Below are 18,709 nucleotides of genomic sequence, written 5' to 3' on the forward strand. Positions count from 1 at the left end.
GTGAAACTGGCGTCCCCTAGGGGACTCGAACCCCTGTTACCGCCGTGAAAGGGCGGTGTCCTAGGCCACTAGACGAAGGGGACGCAAACCCTTCTGTACAACTGACCGGTGCTGAGTACCGATCGATTCAAGGCCGGTGTGGCCAGGCCTTGAACTGCAAATTTGGTGGAGCTAGACGGGATCGAACCGTCGACCTCTTGCATGCCATGCAAGCGCTCTCCCAGCTGAGCTATAGCCCCTCATCGCTGAGGACGGGGCGAATCTTAAGGGGCGATCGGAAGGCTGTCAATTTTTTTTCCGTTTTTTGAAAAAAAATTTGCCGGGATAACAATCACTTACCGCCCCGCCCGGAAAACCCGGGGTTTTGCGGCCCTCTGCGCCTGCGGCGAGTCGCACAAAACACTCGCCGCAAGCCTCAAAGAACCACCAGAAGCCGCAATCAACCCGCCTGGCGCTTGAGTTTCAAGCGTAGTCGAAAAGCTCCCCGCCCCTGTCGGCTGCCCTTGGGCAAAAACGCCTCAGGCGATGGCGCCGAGGAGTTTTTCCCATTCCTTGTTTTCTTTCTTCGACACACCACCCAGCAGATCGATGGCCTGGCGCAGACGGAACCGGGTCAGGTCCGGACCGAGGATTTCCATGGCATCGAGCACCGACACCGAACTGGCCTGGCCAGTAATGGCGGCAAACATCAGCGGCATGGCATCGCGCAGTTTCAGCTCCAGAGACTCAACCACCGCCTGGATGGTCGCGGTGATGCTGTCTTTCTCCCACTGACGCAGGCTTTCGAGCTTCCACAGGATCAATTGCATCAGCTGACGCACCTGATCGCCGGACAGCTTCTTGGACTCGAACAGCTTGGCATCCGGGTTCACCCCACCGGCGAAGAAGAAGCCGGCCAGCGGTGCGATCTGGCTGAAGGTTTCGACCCGGCCCTGTACGTGCGGTGCGATCTTCATCATGTAATCGGGGTTCAGCGCCCAGGTCTGCACCCGGCTGGCGAACTCCTGCACCGGCAGGTCACGCAGCCACTGGCCGTTGAGCCAGGACAGCTTCTCGATATCGAAGATCGGCCCCCCCAGGGACACCCGCGTCAGGTCGAAATTGTCGACCATTTCCTGCAGCGAGAACTTTTCGCGCTCGTCCGGCATCGACCAGCCCATGCGGCCCAGGTAGTTGAGCATGGCTTCCGGCATGAAGCCCATGCGCTCGTAGAAGGTTACCGAGGTCGGGTTCTTGCGCTTGGACAGCTTGCTCTTGTCCGGGTTGCGCAGCAGCGGCATGTAGCACAGCTGCGGCTGCTCCCAGCCGAAGTACTCGTAGAGCAGGATCAGCTTGGGCGCCGACGGCAGCCATTCTTCGCCGCGCAGCACGTGGGTGATGCCCATCAGGTGGTCGTCGACCACGTTGGCCAGGAAGTAGGTCGGCAGGCCATCGGTCTTCATCAGCACTTGCATGTCCATGCGATCCCACGGGATCTCGACATCGCCGCGCAGCATGTCCGGCACCACGCAGACGCCTTCGGTAGGCACTTTCATGCGGATCACGTGAGGCTCGCCGGCCGCCAGGCGCCGGGCCACTTCTTCCTTGGACAGCAGCAGGGCCCGGCCGTCATAGCGCGGGGTTTCGCCACGGGCCATCTGTTCGGCACGCATCTGGTCCAGCTCTTCGGCGGTGCAGAAGCACGGGAAGGCGTGGCCCAGGTCCACCAGTTGCTGAGCGTACTTCTGGTAGATGTCGCCACGCTCGCTCTGGCGATACGGGCCGTGAGGGCCGCCAACGTCCGGGCCTTCGCTCCAGTTGATGCCCAACCAGCGCAAGGCGTCGAAAATCTGCTGCTCGGACTCCCGGGTCGAACGCAACTGATCGGTGTCTTCGATACGCAGGATGAACTCACCGCCATGCTGCTTGGCAAAGCAATAGTTGAACAAAGCGATGTAGGCGGTACCTACGTGGGGATCCCCGGTAGGCGATGGCGCGATGCGCGTGCGGACGGTGGTCATGGCATGTCTCGAAAGGAAAGAAAAACGAGGAATAAAACAGGGGGCGAATGGTAACAGGCGACGGCAGCCCCGCTCCAGTGAGGAGGGCATTTAAGCCAAGGTTGCGACTCCAGGCCGCTGCCAGCCTGTTGAAGGGCCAATAATCAGCCCATGGCATTTACCGCCCAGTGGCTATATGCCAGATTCGCCCGCTGATAGATCTCCTTACACTTTTATTGAATACAGCCAGCCCATGCCAGCCCAACTCAAGCGTCGCCTGTTTGTCTTTCTGTCCCTGGTCCTGTTGATTGCCCTGGGTTTTCTTGCCCACTGGTGGTTCCACGGGCGCTTTTACGAGACCACGGACAACGCCTACGTGCAGGGCGAGATCACCCGGGTCTCCAGCCAACTGAGCGCGCGAATCGAAGAAGTGCTGGTGCAGGACAACCAGCATGTGGAACAGGGCCAGTTGCTGGTACGCCTGGAAGGGCAGGACTTCCAACTGGCGGTGGACCGCGCCCAGGCCGCCCTGGATACCCGCGAGGCCGAACACCTGCAGGCCCAGAGCAAGCTGACCCAGCAAGCCAGCCTGATTGCCGCGGGCCAGGCCCAGGTGGCGTCGAGCCAGGCCAGCCTGGGCCGCTCGCAGATCGACCTGTCTCGGGCCCAGACCCTGCGCAAGCCCGGTTACGTCTCCGAGGAGCGGGTCACTACCCTTTCCGCCGACAACCATATCGCCCGCTCCCAGGTGGCCAAGGCCGAAGCCGACTTGCAGGGCCAGCGCCAGCAAGTCAATGCCCTGAACGCCGAGATCAAGCGCCTCGATGCACAGATCGCCAACGCCCGGGCCGACCTGGCGCAAGCACGACTGAACCTGACCCGTAGCGAGATCCACGCCCCCATCAGCGGCCTCATCGGCCAGCGCGCCGCACGCAATGGCCAGGTGGTGCAGGCCGGCGCCTATCTGCTGTCGATCGTTCCGGACCAGGACATCTGGATCCAGGCCAACTTCAAGGAAACCCAGATTGGCCACATGCAGCCAGGGCAAAAGGCCGAGCTGACCTTCGACGCCTACGGCGATACGCCGATCCAGGCCCGGGTCGACAGCCTGTTCGCCGCCTCCGGCGCGCAATTCAGCCTGCTGCCGCCAGACAATGCCACCGGCAACTTCACCAAGGTGGTACAGCGCATTCCGGTCAAACTGACCTTCGCAGCCGACAATCCCCTGCGGGGCAAGATCCGCCCCGGCATGTCGGTAACCGTGAAGGTCAACGTCAAAGACCCCGTCGATGGCCGGTGATCAACTGCTGCGTCCGGTGGGCGAACCCACCCGGCGCGACTGGATCGCGGTGATGAGTGCCATGCTCGGCGCCTTCATGGCGGTGCTCGACATCCAGATCACCAACTCCTCGCTCAAGGACATCCAGGGCGCGCTGTCCGCTACCTTGGAGGAAGGCTCGTGGATCTCCACTTCCTACCTGGTGGCGGAGATCATCATGATCCCCCTCACCGCCTGGCTGGTGCAGCTGCTCTCGGCCCGGCGCCTGGCGGTCTGGGTCTCGGTGGGCTTTCTTATTGCCTCCCTGCTCTGCTCCATGGCCTGGAGCCTGGAAAGCATGATCGTGTTCCGCGCCTTGCAAGGCTTTACCGGTGGCGCCCTGATCCCCCTGGCGTTCACCCTGACCCTGATCAAGCTCCCCGAGCATCACCGGGCCAAGGGCATGGCCATGTTCGCCATGACCGCCACTTTCGCCCCCTCCATCGGCCCGACCCTGGGCGGCTGGCTCACGGAAAACTGGGGTTGGGAGTACATCTTCTATATCAACGTGCCGCCGGGCCTGCTGATGATCGCGGGCCTGCTGTATGGCCTGGAAAAGAAGGAAGCTCACTGGGAACTGCTGAAAAGCACCGACTACGCCGGCATTCTCACCCTCGGCCTGGGCCTGGGTTGCCTGCAGGTATTTCTTGAGGAAGGCCACCGCAAGGACTGGCTGGAATCGAGCCTGATCGTCACCCTGGGCAGCATCGCCCTGATCAGCCTGGTCACCTTCGTCATCGTCCAGGTCTCCAGGCCCAACCCGCTGATCAACCTGGGCATCCTGCGCAATCGCAACTTCGGCCTGTCGAGTATCTCCAGCCTGGGCATGGGCGTTGGCCTATACGGTTCGATCTACCTGCTGCCGCTGTACCTGGCGCAGATCCAGAACTACAACGCGCTGCAGATCGGCGAAGTGATCATGTGGATGGGGGTGCCGCAGTTGTTCCTGATTCCCCTGGTGCCCAAGCTGATGCAGTTCATTTCACCGAAATGGCTGTGCACCCTGGGCTTTGGCCTGTTCGGCCTGGCGAGTTTTTCGTCGGGGGTGCTCAACCCGGACTTTGCCGGGCCGCAGTTCAACCAGATCCAGATCATTCGCGCCCTGGGCCAGCCGCTGATCATGGTCACCATCTCGCTGATCGCCACGGCTTATATACAGCCCCAGGACGCGGGATCGGCCTCCAGCCTGTTCAACATCCTGCGCAACCTCGGTGGCGCCATCGGCATTGCCCTGCTGGCGACCTTGCTGGATGCCCGGACCAAGACCTATTTCGACTACCTGCGCGAAGCCGTTGTGCCCAGCAATCCCCAGGTGGCGGAACGCCTGGCAACCCTCACCGAGAAGTTCGGCAGCGAGACCGCAGCCCTGGGCAAGCTCAGCGAAATCACCCACCAGCAGGCACAGATCATGGCCTACAACGACGCCTTCCATTTCGTCGGCATTGCCCTGGGCATCAGCATGCTGGCGATCCTGCTGACCAAGGCCCTGCCCAAGGGCCTCAAGGCCGGCGAAGCCCACTGACCCACGAATTGCCTGTAGGAGCTGGCTTGCCAGCGAATAGACTCCCAACCCTTGCACAGGATTTGAGGGCCTCTTCGCCGGCAAGCCGGTTCCTACGAGGGATCGAGCGCCGTTAGACGGTGAGCAAGCGCTCGCGCAGCTTGGTGATTTCGTCGCGCATCTGCGCCGCGGCTTCGAACTCCAGGTCGCGGGCCAGTTGGTACATCTTCTCTTCGAGCTGGCGAATGCGCTTGGTGATCTCGCTGGGCGAGCGCAGTTCGTTTTCGTAGCGGGCGTTTTCCTCCGCGGCCTTGGCCATGCCCTTGCGCTTCTTGCTGCGCGAACCGGGCACGGTGGCGCCTTCCATGATGTCGGCAACGTCCTTGACCACACCCTTGGGGGTGATGCCATTGGCCAGGTTGAAGGCGATCTGCTTGTCGCGACGGCGTTCGGTCTCGCCAATCGCCCGCTCCATGGAGCCGGTGATGCGGTCGGCATAGAGAATCGCCCGGCCATTGAGGTTACGCGCGGCCCGGCCGATGGTCTGGATCAGCGAACGCTCGGAACGCAGGAAGCCTTCCTTGTCGGCATCGAGAATCGCCACCAGGGACACTTCCGGCATGTCCAGGCCCTCACGCAGCAGGTTGATCCCCACCAGCACATCGAAAGTGCCCAGGCGCAGGTCGCGGATGATCTCCACCCGCTCCACGGTGTCGATGTCCGAGTGCAGGTAGCGCACACGCACGCCATGGTCGGCCAGGTAATCGGTAAGGTCTTCGGCCATGCGCTTGGTCAGGGTGGTCACCAGTACCCGCTCTTCCACGGCCACACGCTTGGTGATTTCCGACAGCAGGTCGTCCACCTGGGTCAGGGCCGGGCGCACTTCCACTTGCGGGTCCACCAGCCCGGTGGGGCGCACCACCTGCTCCACCACGCGGCCGGCGTGCTCGGCCTCATAGTTGCCCGGAGTGGCGGAAACGAAGATGGTCTGCGGGCTCACCCCTTCCCACTCGTCAAAACGCATTGGCCGGTTATCCAGAGCCGATGGCAGGCGGAAGCCGTACTCAACCAGGGTTTCCTTGCGCGAGCGGTCGCCCTTATACATGGCGCCGACCTGGGGCACGCTGACGTGGGATTCGTCGATCACCAGCAAGGCATCCGCCGGCAGGTAGTCGTACAAGGTAGGTGGCGCCGCGCCAGCGGGACGCCCCGAGAGGTAGCGCGAGTAGTTCTCGATGCCGTTGCAGTAGCCCAGTTCGAGGATCATCTCCAGGTCGAAACGGGTACGCTGCTCCAGGCGCTGGGCTTCCACCAGCTTGTTGTTGGAGCGCAGGTATTCCAGGCGCTCCTGCAACTCCACCTTGATCCCTTCGATGGCGTCCAGCAGGGTTTCCCGCGGGGTCACGTAGTGGCTCTTGGGGTAGAAGGTGAAGCGCGGCAGTTTGCGGATCACTTCACCGGTCAAGGGGTCGAAGGCGCTGATGCTTTCCACTTCGTCATCGAACAGCTCGATGCGGATCGCTTCCAGGTCTGACTCCGCCGGATAGATGTCGATCACATCGCCACGCACGCGGAAGGTAGCGCGGGCGAAATCCATGTCGTTGCGGGTGTACTGCAAGTCCGCCAGGCGGCGCAGCAGGGCGCGCTGATCGAGTTTGTCCCCGCGATCCACGTGCAGGACCATCTTCAGGTAGGTTTCCGGGCTGCCCAGGCCATAGATGCACGACACCGTGGTGACGATGATGGCGTCCTTGCGCTCCAGCAGCGCCTTGGTCGCGGACAGGCGCATCTGCTCGATATGGTCGTTGATCGAGGCGTCCTTCTCGATAAAGGTGTCGGAGGACGGCACATAGGCTTCGGGCTGGTAGTAGTCGTAGTAGGAAACGAAGTACTCCACCGCGTTGTTCGGGAAGAAGGCCTTGAACTCACCATACAGCTGCGCCGCCAGGGTCTTGTTCGGCGCCAGCACCAGGGTCGGGCGCTGCACGTGGGCGATCACGTTGGCGATGCTGAAGGTCTTGCCCGAACCGGTCACACCGAGCAGGGTCTGGTGGGCCAGCCCGGCCTCGATGCCTTCGACCATCAGGCGGATGGCTTCCGGCTGGTCGCCGGCGGGCTGGAAGCGGGTGACTAGCTGGAATTCAGACATAACGTACCTCTGGGATCATTCGTGCGCGGCAATACCGTACAGGAACAGGAAAGACCGCGTACGACCCATGTCGCCGAGGAAAAAAACCGGAATATCCTTGATGTGGAGCCGATTACCACAGCTTTCAAGGCAAAGGTCCTACACCCGCTGACACCCTGGTTATTGCAATAAGACTAACGGTCGAAAAATAAAGCGAAAAACTTGGCGCAAAAGGTCAATAGCCTGTCGCCCCACGCGATGATGGCCTCTATACTAGCTCCCCGTTTGTGCACCGCTCTAGTGCATTCGGCTGGAGCGCGACACGTCCCTCCACACTCCATTCAGAGCCGCCGTAAAAATGAGCCTGTTCTCCGCTGTCGAAATGGCACCACGCGATCCTATCCTGGGCCTCAACGAAGCATTCAACACCGATACCCGCACCGATAAGGTCAACCTTGGGGTGGGCGTGTACTGCAACGAGGAGGGACGCATTCCGCTCCTGCGCGCCGTTGTCGAAGCCGAGACGATTCGCGCCGCCCAACATGCTTCCCGTGGCTACCTGCCGATCGACGGCATTGCCGCCTACGACCAGGCGGTACAGAAGCTGCTGTTCGGCAACGACTCGCCACTGCTGGCCGCTGGCCGCGTGGTCACCACCCAGGCCGTTGGCGGCACTGGCGCCCTGAAGATCGGTGCCGACTTCCTCAAGCAGTTGCTGCCCAACGCCGTGGTCGCCATCAGCGACCCGAGCTGGGAAAACCACCGCGCCCTGTTTGAGACCGCCGGCTTCCCGGTGCAGAACTACCGCTACTACGACGCGGCCACCCACGACGTTAACCGTGCTGGCCTGCTGGAAGACCTGAACGCCCTGCCGGCCCAGTCGATCGTGGTGCTGCATGCCTGCTGCCACAACCCGACCGGTGTCGACCTGAGCCCACAGGACTGGAAAGACGTCCTGGAGGTGGTCAAGGCGAAAAACCTCGTGCCCTTCCTCGACATGGCCTACCAGGGCTTTGGCGACGGCATCGACGAAGACGCCGCGGCGGTGCGCCTGTTCGCCGAGTCGGGCCTGACCTTCTTCGTTTCCAGCTCGTTCTCCAAGTCGTTCTCGCTGTACGGCGAGCGCGTTGGCGCCCTGTCCATCGTCAGCGGCTCCAAGGAAGAAAGCGCCCGCGTGCTGTCCCAGGTCAAGCGCGTGATCCGCACCAACTACTCCAACCCGCCGACCCACGGTGCAACCATCGTCGCCGCCGTGCTGAACAGCCCGGAACTGCGCGCCCAGTGGGAGCAGGAACTGGCGCAAATGCGCCTGCGGATTCGCGGCATGCGCACCCAGATGGTCGACTTGCTGGCCAAAGGCGCCCCTGAGCACGACTTCAGCTTCGTCGGTCGCCAGCGCGGCATGTTCTCCTACTCCGGCCTGACCGTTGAGCAAGTGACCCGCTTGCGCAACGAATTCGGCATCTACGCCCTGGACACCGGCCGCATCTGCGTCGCCGCGCTGAACCAGAACAACATCCATGTCGTGACCCAGGCCATCCTGCAAGTGATCTGATACACGACAGCGCCAACGAAAAGGGGAAGCCGGCAGGCTTCCCCTTTTTCGTTGGCGATACGTCGCTGCCCTGCCCGCCCCCACAGCCTCTAGACTGTGAGCCTATGCCCCCCTTGCTGAGCGAGATCCCGATGAAAAACGATGACCTGCGGGCCGACCGCGACGAACTGGAGCATTACCTGCCCCGCTCGCAGAAACGCGAAAAGAGCCTGGTGCTGCAAATTGCCCTGGGCGTATTCCTTGGCGGACTGGCCCTGTGGCTGGTGCAACTGGCCGCAACCTCGCTGATGGCCAAGCTGATGCTTGGCACCCTGACCTTCGGCGGCTGAACCGCCCTACCCCTGCAATTGAGCCAGGCGCTGGCTGGCGGCATCGTCGAACGCCACGTACAGCGCCTCGGCCACCTGGCTCTTGATGGCCTTGGCACTCTCCAGCCCCAGGACAAAACCTTCGGCCTTGCCGCCGGCACGGTTCAAATCCATCGCCGATCCGGCCTGGGTAATGGCGTCCAGCAACTTGCCGGCCTGGGGGCCGACCCCTTTGGGCAGGCTGATCTGCTCGATGCTCATGACAGCACCTCGCAGCACAGCGCGAAACAGATAGAAGGATGCTGGGATAAATCGAAGCAGATCATAAAGGCGTACCTATGCGGCTGAAGGCCGGCAGCGCGTGAAACCACTTCCGGGGCGCCATGGTAGCCCCTATCGGATCCGCCAGAGACGTGCAGACCGATAAATCCCGCAAAGTCCTGCCAGCCTTTCATTCAGATCCTCGTCGCCCTGAAAAAATATTTCTCGACTTGTTGACTTCCCTTTCTGAATCAGTAAGATACGGCGCATTCCGCGATAGCTCAGTTGGTAGAGCAAGTGACTGTTAATCACTGGGTCCCTGGTTCGAGTCCAGGTCGTGGAGCCATCTTCCTACACTGATTTGCCTTGATCCTCATGAGAGCGCCCTGCTCCTGCGGCAAATCAGCTCAAGCAGTATCCCCCTTGCAAATGATTGATCCGCCTGTCATCCCGACATGCGGATAGACGTTTCATGCACGCCTGAAATCCTCCTTCGCCAACCCGGTTGCATTGCCGCAAAGGCCTGACGTAGGCTGTGCGCCTCTTTATCCAAGCAGTCAGACCCCGTGATGTTCCTGCCCGCACAGTCACCGTGCCCTTCCCCCTCGATGAGCCCTTCGGCAACCCTGGCTGTTGCCCAACTTGACTGTGCGATCAACCGTCGACGCCGTAGCGTATTGTTTGCCTTCACCTTCTCCCCCCACCCGGGCCCACGCTGATCGCGATTGAACCCGGCGCCACCCCGCTAGCCCCTCTGCTTCCACCAGGGCATCTGCCCGGCAATCGCCCGCACGTCGGCCTGCGATGTCCTGCAGCGCCCGCAATAACTGTCTTTTTTGGCGCCTGACGCTTCAGGCGCAGGTCTTGATCATGAACAAAGCCTTGTTAGCCGCCCTGATCCTGGGCATCTCCATTGTCGGCCTGAGCATCGGCTCCACGGTGCCGATCCTTGCCCTGCGCCTGTATCAGGCCGGGGCCTCGAACAACCAGATCGGCATCATGTCGGCGCTGCCCGCCGCAGGCATGATGCTCTCGGCCTTCCTGGTCAATGCCCTGAGCCAACGCCTGACCCGGCGCCAGATCTACCTGCTGTGTTTCAGCCTGTGCGCCTTGAGCGTGGCCGCCCTGGAACTGCCCGGGGCCAGCCTCTACAGCCTGGGTCTGGCGCGGGTCGCCATGGGCCTGGGGGCGGGGCTGATCATCATTCTCGGGGAAACCTGGGTCAATGAAATGGCCGAAGACGCCACCCGCGGACGCCTGGTAGCGGTCTACACAACTTGCTTCACCTTCTTCCAGCTCCTGGGCCCGGGCCTGGTATCGCTATTGGGCACCGAGGGGCCCGCCGTGCTGGGCATCGTCAGTGTCGGTTATGCGGTGGCGATCGCAGTGGTCTGGCTGATCCTGCCCCTGGAAGACCAGCAGCCGCTGCATGCCGAAAGTCGCACCTTTTCGGTACTGGGCTTTATCCGCATCGCGCCGGCGCTGTGCGTGGGCATCCTGTTCTTCGCGTTTTTCGACAGCGTGGTGCTGTCGCTGTTTCCGGTGTACGCCGCCACCCATGGCTACAGCATCAAGCTCGCGGCCTTGATGGTGACCATCATTCTGTTGGGCGACACCGCGTTCCAGTTCCCCCTCGGCTGGCTTTCGGACAAGCTCGGGCGCCCCGGGATCTACCTGGGCTGCGGCATCATTGCCCTGCTGATCGGCCTTGCCCTGCCACTGCTGATGCAAACGTCCACCCTGCTCTGGCCGAGCCTGGTCATCCTCGGCGCCGTGGCCGGCGGCATCTATACCCTGGCTATCGTGCTGATCGGCCAGTCCTTCAGCGGCGCCGACCTGGTGACTGCCAACGCCAGCGCCGGGCTGCTCTGGGGCATCGGCAGCCTGCTGGGCCCCTTGCTCAGCGGCGCGGCCATGAGCGGCGGCAGCTATGGGCTGCCCCTGACCCTGGCGGCGGCCGCCGCAGTGGTGGTGGTCTTCGCCCTGTCCCTGGTACGCCAGGGGCAACTCAGCAAGGCTGCCGACTGAAATACCGCGGATGCGGCCCGTGATCATTCACAGGCCGCATCTTTGTCATTACCATCGCGCGATCCGCACTCCCACCTCATGGATCCCCTCGCGATGGACCGACTCCTGCGCCTCCTGCCCCTGTACGGCCTGCTTTCCCTGTTGCCCCTGCCAGCCCTGGCCGAAGCTCCGGTGGACTGCGCCACCCTCAGCGACAACGTCTCCCTGGAAGCCGGCGAATATCGCCCGCCCCTCGAAGCCAAGGTGGTAGGCCAGGGGCGGCTGCACTTTCACAGCGGGCCGAATGCCACCTGCCTGAACAAGAAGCTCTACGTGATTCCCGGTGATGGCCTGACGGTGTACGCCTCCAGTGGAGACGGCTGGGCACAGGTCATGTACATCGCCAAGGACGGCGAGGACTACACCGGCTGGGTCGAGGAAAAACGCCTGTTGCTGGGCAAGCACTATGGCGCAAGCGGCGCCGAGCTTCCCGATGAGGTGGCTGCATTCATCCAGCGCCACGAAGCCTGCGAGCACTTTGCCGGCGAGGAGGCCTACGACGAGGAACGCCGGGTCTTCCTGGAGAAAGCCGTGAATGAGGTCTGCACAGGCCATGATCAGCAGCTCGCCAGCTTGCGCCAGCAGTACCAGGACAACCCCGACGCCCTGCAGGCCCTGAAGCCGCTGGACAACCTGGAATAACCGACTGCAAAAAAAACGGCGCCCTGAGGGCGCCGGTTTTTTTCATGGCCGCGGTACTCGACTTCAGTGAGTGGCCTCGACACTGCCACGCGCATGGCTCGGCTGCGAACCATCGCCGACCTGGTTCGGTGAGTGGCCCGGCTCCTCTCCTACCAGAGGCACTTCATTGCCCTCGGCATCGTGCAGCTTGCCGCCGCTGAAGTAGTCACCCTCACGCAGTACGGCAACGTCCTGGAAGCGCAGGCTGCGCTCGGTGCCGGCGACGAACACCGACTGCTGGTCGGAGTTGCCCGCGGTGAAGTGGTTGAACGCCAGGTTCAAGAGGATCGCCATGATCGCCGAGGAGCTGATGCCCGAGTGGAAGATGGTGGCGAACCAGCTGGGGAAATGATCATAGAAGCTCGGCGCGGCAATCGGGATCATGCCGAAGCCGATGGAGGTGGCAACGATGATCAGGTTCATGTTGTTGCGGTAGTCGACCCGGGACAGGGTCCGGATGCCACTGGCCGCCACGGTGCCGAACAGCACGATACCGGCGCCGCCCAGCACCGAAGTCGGCACCGCGGCAATCACCCGCCCCATGAACGGCAGCAGGCCGAGGATCACCAGGAACAGCCCGCCGGTGGCCACCACGAAGCGGCTCTTGATGCCGGTGACCGCCACCAGCCCGACGTTCTGGGCGAAGGCGCTCTGAGTGAAGGAACCGAAGATCGGCGCAATCATGCTCGACAGCATGTCGGCGCGCAGGCCGTTGCCCAGGCGCTTGGAGTCGACCTTGGTGTGGATGATTTCACCCACGGCGAGGATGTCCGCCGAGGTTTCCACCAGCGTCACCATGACCACGATGCACATCGACAGGATCGCCGCGACATGAAAGGTCGGCATGCCGAAGTGAAATGGCGTGGGCAGGCCGAACATCGGCCCTTGGGTGACCCCGGAGAAGTCCGCCATGCCCAGGAACAGCGCGATCACCGTACCGATGATCATGGCCAGGAGAATCGACAGACGGGAAATCGCCGCGCTGCCGATCTTGCTCAACAGCAGCACCAGCACCAGGGTCACCGCCGCCAGGCCGATGTTCGACATGCTGCCGAAGTCCGGGGCCCGACTGTTGCCACCCATGGCCCAGCGCGCCGCCACCGGCATCAGCGTCAGGCCGATGGTGGTGATGACGATGCCAGTGACCAGCGGTGGAAAGAATTTGGTGATCCGCGAGAATACCGGTGTGATCAGTAGGCCGATCAGCGAGGCGACGATCACCGCACCGAGAATCGACTGGAAACCGCCCTCGCCGCCGCTGGTAACAATCGCCACCATGGTCGACACGCCCGCGAAGGACACCCCTTGCACCAACGGCAGCTTGCAGCCGAAAAACGGCACGCCAAGGGTCTGCAACAAGGTTGCCAGCCCTCCTGCGAACAGCGAAGCGGCGATCAGCAAGCCGATCTCCGAAGGCGACAGGCCAGCCGCCTGGCCGACGATCAGTGGCACGGCAACGATGCCGCCATACATGGTCAGCACGTGTTGCAGGCCATAAGCCATGTTGGCGCCAACACCCAAATTTTCGTCTTCGGGCCGCTGTTGTGAAACCTGGGGGGTATTCATGGTGTGGGGTTCCCTGTTTTTGTTATGGGCACACTGTATGCAACATCCAAGACAACTGTCCATAGGATTGTATACAGTTTTCCATTCTGAATTTCCCCACCCATCAACCCGGGCTATTGCGCGCAAGGCACTCGGATATTGACTCCGTGCCGGCCTGTAAAGGCGGCCCAGAGCCCTCGTTGAAACCAACCCAGGGCCGATCCGCCGCTCTTCAACCGAAGGTTTGAGGGCTGCTCTACTGGTTGAAAAAACAGGATAAAAAAGCCGATCCCGTTGCCGGATCGGCTTATCTGCTGCTCGTAGGGTGCGATCCGTTGGCCGGAACCCGGATCTTGTACACATTGGGTGCAACACGGCCCTACCGTTGGCCGGGCCGGCGACGGCAAACGCGGCAACTGCACCTGGACGGCCGTGTCGACAACCGACCGGAACCGCGGACACCGCCTCGCTGTTGGGGAAGTCGTGAAATCAGGCCTCTAGCAACTGCTCGAGAACCCGCGGCAGTTCGGGGTGGGCCGGCAGGCGCAGGGCAAATTCGTCCTGCAACAGGCTCATCAGTTCCCCTGCATCGGTGATCTGCCGCCGCTTGCTGGGCTGCCCCATCCGATGCAGGGCGTAGCTGCCATTGTTCAAGGTGCGGCGTATTCCCGGCCCCATCAGCGCCACCTTCAATTGGCCGAGGAAAGGAGAGTCCGGGTGGGTCGAGACGTACCAGTTACCCATCTCGTAATCCACATCGCCCTGCAGTTGCAGGTCAAAAACGTACATCGCCCGCCATTCATCCATGACCTTGGCGCGCAAGGTGTAGCTGCCTTCGCGCAGGGTGATGCGATACGGCTCGTGGGGCGTTGCCTGTTCTTGCTCGGTATCCAGCAGCAAGGGCGCGGTGGGCACCATGCCGCCAAAGCCGACATCGACGATGTAGCGCTGGCCCTCCAGGTGCACCAGCGCCAGACGGTGGCTGCGAGCGGTCAGCGCATCTTCCGGCGCCCCCATCACCACCCGCCCGGTGATGCCCCGGGCATCGAAACCCAGGTGCTGCAACAGCACCAGGAAGGCCTGGTTGAGCTCATAGCAGTAGCCGCCGCGCCCCTCGTGGAGAATCTTGCGCTCCACCGAGGCCAGGTCGATGGGTACCGGAACCCGCAACAGAGTCGAAAGGCTTTCGAAGGCAAAACGACAGACATGGCGCCATTGCAGCTCCCGCAGGGTTTCCAGGGTCGGCGCTGGCGCCTGTGGGTAGCCCAGTTGCTGCAGGTACAGGTCGAAGTTCATCAGGTGCGGCTGGCTCATGCACAAATCCTTGAAATGAGAGTCGCCCGGGGTCGCGACAGGCCCCGGCAGGTCGGCGTTATGTATAAGCCAGAAGCGGCAAGCCCGGACAATCAATTCGGCTGATATTTTTTATCGCATTGGCCCCGGATTGGCTCTTGCCAAGCGTCGAGGGCGACTCTGTAATAAGCGCCCCGTCGCTCCCGCTGGAGAACTCTGCGCCATGCACTCACTGGAAGGCCCGCGAATCATCCTGCGCCCGTTGCAACGCAGTGATGCCGACGCCCTGGTCAACGCCGCCCGGGACGGTGAGCTGTGGAACCTGCCTTTCACCGTAGTGCCCCCCCCGACACCGTCGAACGCTACCTCGACGTGGCGCTCGAGGGCCGTGATGCCGGTAGCGTACTGCCGTTCGCTACCGTGCTCAGGAGCACGGGCGAAGTCATCGGCTGCACGCGTTTCTGGAAGATCGACCGGCACAACCGCAAGCTGGAGATCGGCAGCACCTGGATCGCCAGCCGCTGGCAGCGCAGCTTCGTCAACACCGAGGCCAAGTACCTGATGCTGTGCCATGCCTTTGACGACATGAACTGCGTGCGGGTGCAGTTCACGACCGACGAGATCAATCACACGTCCCGCGCGGCGATCCTGCGCCTCGGTGCCCAACAGGAAGGCATAGTGCGACACGAGCGCATCATGCCCGACGGACGCAAGCGCAATTCCGTGCGCTTCAGCATCATCGACGACGAGTGGCCCGCCGTGCGCCAGCGTCTGCAACAACGCCTCAGCCAAGCCTGAGGCCTCACCCTTACAAGCCCCACAAGGATGTAGCCATGCCCGTCGATTTCACCCTACGCCCAGCCCAGCGCGAGGACGCGCTGTGCATCAGTGGCCTGGCCACCCAGGTCTTTCTCGACACCTATGCCACCGACGGCATGCGCAGCGACCTGGCCGAGGAAGCCCTGAGCGTCTACGCCCCGGAACAGTTCCGCCAGCGCCTTGAGGATCCCCACAGAAGCCTGTTGCTGGCCGAGCGTAACGGGCACCTGCTGGGCTTCGCGGAAATCGCCGGCAACACCCGGCCGCCGCTTGCCGGCCTGGCCGATGGGATGGAGCTGGTGCGCCTGTACGTGCAGCGCCATGCCCATCGGCAAGGCGTTGGCCAGGCGCTGCTGCAACAGGTGGAAGAACGGCTGCAAGCCAGCGACAGGCCCTGCCTGTGGCTCGCCGTCTGGGCACAGAACCATCGGGCGCAGGCCTTCTATCAGGCCCAGGGCTACGTCTGCGCCGGTAGCACCGCCTACGAGTTTGGCGGCAACGCCTACGCCAACCAAGTGTTCTGCAAGCGCTGGTAGCCGTCAGCGATCGGAGCGCTGCAACGGCTCCCCCACATGGTCCGCCGCCAGCGCCATGGCCCGATTGCGGCCCGTGGCCTTGGCTTGATACAGGGCCGCGTCGGCCCTTTCGATAAACATCTCGATGCTGTCGCGGCCCGTCGGCACGAAGGCGTAGCAGCCCAGGCTAACCGTCACGCAGCCCACCGGTGAGCCGGAATGGGCGATGTTGCGCTGCATGACACTGCGGCGAATCTGCTCGGCCATGGCCAGCGCGCCATGAATGTCGGTGTCGGGCAGCAACACCGCAAACTCTTCGCCACCATAGCGCACGGCCAGGTCAGCCTTGCGCTGGCAGCAGCCCTTGAGCGCCTGGGCCACCTCGGTCAGGCAGTGATCGCCCGCCACATGCCCGTAGGTATCGTTGTAGCGCTTGAAATAGTCGATATCGACCATGACCAGGCTCAACGGGCTGCGTTGCCGCGCACCACGGCCAAACTCCACGGTCAGGGCGCGCTCGAACAAGCGGCGGTTGGCCAGGCCGGTGAGGCTGTCATGGGTGGCGATCACCTCCAGGGCCTCCTGGGCCTCGCGCAGATCTGCCTCGATCCGCTCGTTGTTGCGCACCTGCTGCACGAAGACCCAGCCGAACAGGCCGACCCCCAGCAGCACCAGGGCGACGATGGCCGTGGACTGGTAGGCCGAGGCATACCAGCCCTTGAGCACCGAGTCCTTGGAGTTGGCCGCGGCCACCACCAAGGGATAGGCCTGCAACTGCCGATAGCCGTACAGGCGCGTCACCCCATCAACAATCGAGGTGATCATGGCGTTGCCGGTGGTGGCCTCGGGCAAGTACTTGCTGAAGATCTCGCCGCGGGCCAGGGAAGCACCGATCTGCCGCTCTTCGAACGGCCGCCGCGCAATCAGCGTACCGTCGGACAGGGCAAGGAACATGGCGCCCTGCTCGTCGATATTGAAACTGGTGAAGAACTGATCGAAATACGCCAGTTTGATGCCCGCCATCAGCACCCCCTGGAAATTCCCCTGGCTATCGTTGAGCCGCCGCGAGATGGGAATGATCCATTCGCCATTGGCCCGGCTGCGGATGGCCGGGCTGATGTGAGCCAGCAACGAAGCATTCTGCTGATGGAAACGAAAGTAGTCGCGGTCTGCCACATCGTTGCCATGGGGCGAATCACCAAAGGAACTGACCACCCACTGACCGTCCCGGTCATAGAGAAATACCCCGCTGAGCTGGGTCAGGGCCTGCACCCGCCGGGCGAATATGCCCTGCAAGCGGGGCTGCTGTTCAGGGCCATCGCCCAGGGCCTGGATCCACTCGGACAGGCTCATCAGCACCAGGTCGGCTTCCATGAACGTGTCTTCGGCCTGCTGGGCGATGGCCCGGGTCAGGTTGGTGGAATTGACTTCCGCCTGCATCAGGTCGTGACGCCAGGATTGTTCCAGTTGCAGGTACAACAGCCCGCACAGGCACAGAAACACGGTTGCGATGAAGGCCACCGCGGCCTTGAGCAGCGGCAAGCGCTTCAGGGTTCCACCAGGGGGATGATGAGGATCGTAGATGGGAACAGGCAAAAGGGTCGTCCTGACGGGAGTGGCCTGGGCTACAGGGCGGGTCCCTGGTTGTTTTCGAGACTGGCTGAACGGCCAGCGCCCTGCACAGTATAGGTTTTCTGGCCGCTGACCCGGGCCGGGAGCTCAGGCAGCAACCTTGAACGGCCCGGCTCCACCCTGGGGTTATCGGCCACCGCGAGCAATGCTTAAAGTGCCGATCGACGGCTCGAGCAATATTCGACAAACACCTCGGAAAGCGCCGCCAGCACAGTCTGGTCCGCTTCGGGCGCGGTGAACAGACGGTACTGCGCATCCGGCAACGGTGGCAAACCGTATTCCTCCCCCAGGGCACACAGCCCTGCCCCCAACTGGCTGGCCGCCATGGGTGCTATGGCGAACCCGGACAGCACGGCGGCGCGCAGGGCCCAATTGCTGCTGCAAAGCATAACCGTGCGCTGGGCAATGCCGGCCTGGGCCAGCCGGCCCAGGGCCGCGGCCCGGTAGGGGCAAGGCTCGGGAAACAGCGCCAGGGGCAAGGGGTCGGGCAAGAGCCCGGCAGGTTGCACCAGCCCGGCCCAGACCAGCGGTTCGGACCAGAGCAGGCGGCCAGGCTCGGCAGTTTCGCACAGCGAGCCCACCACCAATTGCAAATTGCCCTGGGCCAGCAGATCCAGCAGCGTACCGGGAATGCCAACCTGCACATCGAGCCGGATACCTGGGTAGCGCCCGGCAAAATCCTGCAGCGCACGCAGCAGCCGGGGGTCGGCAAAATCCTCGGACAGGCCCACCCCCACGCGCCCGTGGAACGGCACCCGGGTCAGTTCGGTCCAGGCGTCGCGATTCAACGCCAGGATCGCCCGGGCATAGGCCATCAACCGTTCGCCATCGGCGGTCAGCTGCTGCGAGCGGGTGGTGCGCTGGAGCAGCGGCTTGCCGACCTGCTGTTCCAGGCGCCGCAGGTGGCCGCTGACCGCGGACTGGGTCAGGTGCAGCTTGAGGGCCGCACGGCTGAACCCTTGTTCATCGACAACAGCAACAAAGGTGCGCAATAGCAGGGCATCGAACATATTTCATAATGAAATCAATAAGGCTTGAATCGACAATTTATATTTAAAAACAAGCTATGTTGCAATGACGGTCATCCCAACCCCAAGAGATTCATCC

Annotated in this window: 14 protein-coding genes, 3 tRNA genes and 1 pseudogene; 9 read left to right on the plus strand and 9 right to left on the minus strand. The window is 62.7% G+C overall.

Translation table 11 applies throughout. From position 1 onward, the window contains the following. Window positions 1–7 precede the first annotated feature (7 nt). The 3 genes from M2395_RS10770 to gltX all read right to left on the minus strand — a co-directional run bounded on the left by M2395_RS10770 (window position 8) and on the right by gltX (window position 2,000). A tRNA-Glu gene (locus M2395_RS10770) sits at window positions 8–83 on the minus strand. Between the two features lie 80 nt (window positions 84–163). Continuing rightward, window positions 164–239 (minus strand) — tRNA-Ala (locus M2395_RS10775). Between the two features lie 279 nt (window positions 240–518). After that, entirely contained in the window at window positions 519–2,000 is a 1,482-nt protein-coding gene (gene gltX / locus M2395_RS10780) for a glutamate--tRNA ligase (protein ID WP_041117010.1), read from the minus strand. Window positions 2,001–2,232: 232 nt separating this feature from the next. Between gltX and M2395_RS10785 the strand changes: the two genes are divergently transcribed. Then, window positions 2,233–3,279, plus strand: coding sequence for an HlyD family secretion protein (locus tag M2395_RS10785; protein WP_053150224.1), 1,047 nt, complete (start codon window positions 2,233–2,235; stop codon window positions 3,277–3,279). 49 nt (window positions 3,280–3,328) lie between these two features. Continuing rightward, window positions 3,329–4,819, plus strand: a complete 1,491-nt coding sequence (locus M2395_RS10790) for an MDR family MFS transporter (RefSeq protein WP_169893377.1) — start codon at window positions 3,329–3,331, stop codon at window positions 4,817–4,819. Between the two features lie 112 nt (window positions 4,820–4,931). Here the strand turns inward: M2395_RS10790 and uvrB are convergent, their stop codons facing one another. Further along, window positions 4,932–6,947 carry an excinuclease ABC subunit UvrB gene (uvrB, locus tag M2395_RS10795; protein WP_077933674.1) on the minus strand — a complete coding sequence of 672 codons (2,016 nt, stop codon included), beginning with the start codon at window positions 6,945–6,947 and terminating at the stop codon, window positions 4,932–4,934. A gap of 337 nt (window positions 6,948–7,284) precedes the next feature. On the opposite strand from uvrB, the gene M2395_RS10800 reads away from it, so the two are divergent. Together M2395_RS10800 and M2395_RS10805 are read left to right on the plus strand one after the other, a co-directional pair. Beyond that, complete coding sequence (locus M2395_RS10800; protein ID WP_015634888.1) at window positions 7,285–8,481, plus strand: amino acid aminotransferase; 1,197 nt, start codon at window positions 7,285–7,287, stop codon at window positions 8,479–8,481. A gap of 131 nt (window positions 8,482–8,612) precedes the next feature. Further along, window positions 8,613–8,810 (plus strand): hypothetical protein, encoded by a 198-nt coding sequence (locus M2395_RS10805; protein ID WP_011060362.1) that lies wholly within the window; start codon window positions 8,613–8,615, stop codon window positions 8,808–8,810. Between the two features lie 6 nt (window positions 8,811–8,816). On the opposite strand, the gene M2395_RS10810 is transcribed toward M2395_RS10805, so the two are convergent. Further along, window positions 8,817–9,050 (minus strand): hypothetical protein, encoded by a 234-nt coding sequence (locus M2395_RS10810; protein WP_011060361.1) that lies wholly within the window; start codon window positions 9,048–9,050, stop codon window positions 8,817–8,819. Window positions 9,051–9,320: 270 nt separating this feature from the next. Here M2395_RS10810 and M2395_RS10815 point away from each other — a divergent pair. The 3 genes from M2395_RS10815 to M2395_RS10825 all read left to right on the plus strand — a co-directional run bounded on the left by M2395_RS10815 (window position 9,321) and on the right by M2395_RS10825 (window position 11,759). After that, window positions 9,321–9,396: transfer RNA gene (locus M2395_RS10815), tRNA-Asn, on the plus strand. 524 nt (window positions 9,397–9,920) lie between these two features. Further along, window positions 9,921–11,078 (plus strand): MFS transporter, encoded by a 1,158-nt coding sequence (locus tag M2395_RS10820; protein WP_077934993.1) that lies wholly within the window; start codon window positions 9,921–9,923, stop codon window positions 11,076–11,078. Between the two features lie 93 nt (window positions 11,079–11,171). Then, window positions 11,172–11,759 carry an SH3 domain-containing protein gene (locus M2395_RS10825; protein WP_053150219.1) on the plus strand — a complete coding sequence of 196 codons (588 nt, stop codon included), beginning with the start codon at window positions 11,172–11,174 and terminating at the stop codon, window positions 11,757–11,759. Between the two features lie 63 nt (window positions 11,760–11,822). On the opposite strand, the gene M2395_RS10830 is transcribed toward M2395_RS10825, so the two are convergent. Both M2395_RS10830 and M2395_RS10835 read right to left on the minus strand, forming a co-directional pair. Next, window positions 11,823–13,364: a nucleobase:cation symporter-2 family protein gene (locus M2395_RS10830; protein ID WP_053150216.1), complete on the minus strand. Its 1,542-nt coding sequence runs from the start codon at window positions 13,362–13,364 to the stop codon at window positions 11,823–11,825. A 468-nt stretch (window positions 13,365–13,832) separates the two neighbouring features. Beyond that, window positions 13,833–14,657, minus strand: coding sequence for an arylamine N-acetyltransferase (locus tag M2395_RS10835; RefSeq protein ID WP_123430334.1), 825 nt, complete (start codon window positions 14,655–14,657; stop codon window positions 13,833–13,835). Window positions 14,658–14,859: 202 nt separating this feature from the next. Here M2395_RS10835 and M2395_RS10840 point away from each other — a divergent pair. Together M2395_RS10840 and M2395_RS10845 are read left to right on the plus strand one after the other, a co-directional pair. Next, window positions 14,860–15,434: pseudogene (locus M2395_RS10840) on the plus strand (GNAT family N-acetyltransferase). Window positions 15,435–15,469: 35 nt separating this feature from the next. Next, on the plus strand, window positions 15,470–15,991 hold the full coding sequence (locus M2395_RS10845; protein WP_011060355.1) for a GNAT family N-acetyltransferase: 522 nt from the start codon (window positions 15,470–15,472) through the stop codon (window positions 15,989–15,991). Window positions 15,992–15,994: 3 nt separating this feature from the next. On the opposite strand, the gene M2395_RS10850 is transcribed toward M2395_RS10845, so the two are convergent. Both M2395_RS10850 and M2395_RS10855 read right to left on the minus strand, forming a co-directional pair. After that, the gene (locus M2395_RS10850; protein WP_011060354.1) at window positions 15,995–17,566 is read right to left on the minus strand and encodes a GGDEF domain-containing protein; all 1,572 of its coding nucleotides are present in this window, start codon (window positions 17,564–17,566) and stop codon (window positions 15,995–15,997) included. A gap of 185 nt (window positions 17,567–17,751) precedes the next feature. Beyond that, window positions 17,752–18,612, minus strand: coding sequence for a LysR family transcriptional regulator (locus tag M2395_RS10855; protein WP_015634881.1), 861 nt, complete (start codon window positions 18,610–18,612; stop codon window positions 17,752–17,754). Window positions 18,613–18,709: the final 97 nt, after the last annotated feature.

Origin of the sequence: Pseudomonas sp. BIGb0176, from assembly GCF_024810175.1 — a bacterium.
Lineage (GTDB): Bacteria > Pseudomonadota > Gammaproteobacteria > Pseudomonadales > Pseudomonadaceae > Aquipseudomonas > Aquipseudomonas protegens.

Coding starts and splice junctions, on each gene's coding strand:
- M2395_RS10805 (WP_011060362.1), top strand. CDS start 8,613: ATGAAAAACGATGACCTGCGGGCCGACCGCGACGAACTGGAGCATTAC.
- M2395_RS10835 (WP_123430334.1), bottom strand. CDS start 14,657: ATGAGCCAGCCGCACCTGATGAACTTCGACCTGTACCTGCAGCAACTG.
- M2395_RS10810 (WP_011060361.1), bottom strand. CDS start 9,050: ATGAGCATCGAGCAGATCAGCCTGCCCAAAGGGGTCGGCCCCCAGGCC.
- M2395_RS10785 (WP_053150224.1), top strand. CDS start 2,233: ATGCCAGCCCAACTCAAGCGTCGCCTGTTTGTCTTTCTGTCCCTGGTC.
- M2395_RS10830 (WP_053150216.1), bottom strand. CDS start 13,364: ATGAATACCCCCCAGGTTTCACAACAGCGGCCCGAAGACGAAAATTTG.
- M2395_RS10855 (WP_015634881.1), bottom strand. CDS start 18,612: ATGTTCGATGCCCTGCTATTGCGCACCTTTGTTGCTGTTGTCGATGAA.
- M2395_RS10825 (WP_053150219.1), top strand. CDS start 11,172: ATGGACCGACTCCTGCGCCTCCTGCCCCTGTACGGCCTGCTTTCCCTG.
- M2395_RS10845 (WP_011060355.1), top strand. CDS start 15,470: ATGCCCGTCGATTTCACCCTACGCCCAGCCCAGCGCGAGGACGCGCTG.
- M2395_RS10820 (WP_077934993.1), top strand. CDS start 9,921: ATGAACAAAGCCTTGTTAGCCGCCCTGATCCTGGGCATCTCCATTGTC.
- uvrB (WP_077933674.1), bottom strand. CDS start 6,947: ATGTCTGAATTCCAGCTAGTCACCCGCTTCCAGCCCGCCGGCGACCAG.
- M2395_RS10800 (WP_015634888.1), top strand. CDS start 7,285: ATGAGCCTGTTCTCCGCTGTCGAAATGGCACCACGCGATCCTATCCTG.
- gltX (WP_041117010.1), bottom strand. CDS start 2,000: ATGACCACCGTCCGCACGCGCATCGCGCCATCGCCTACCGGGGATCCC.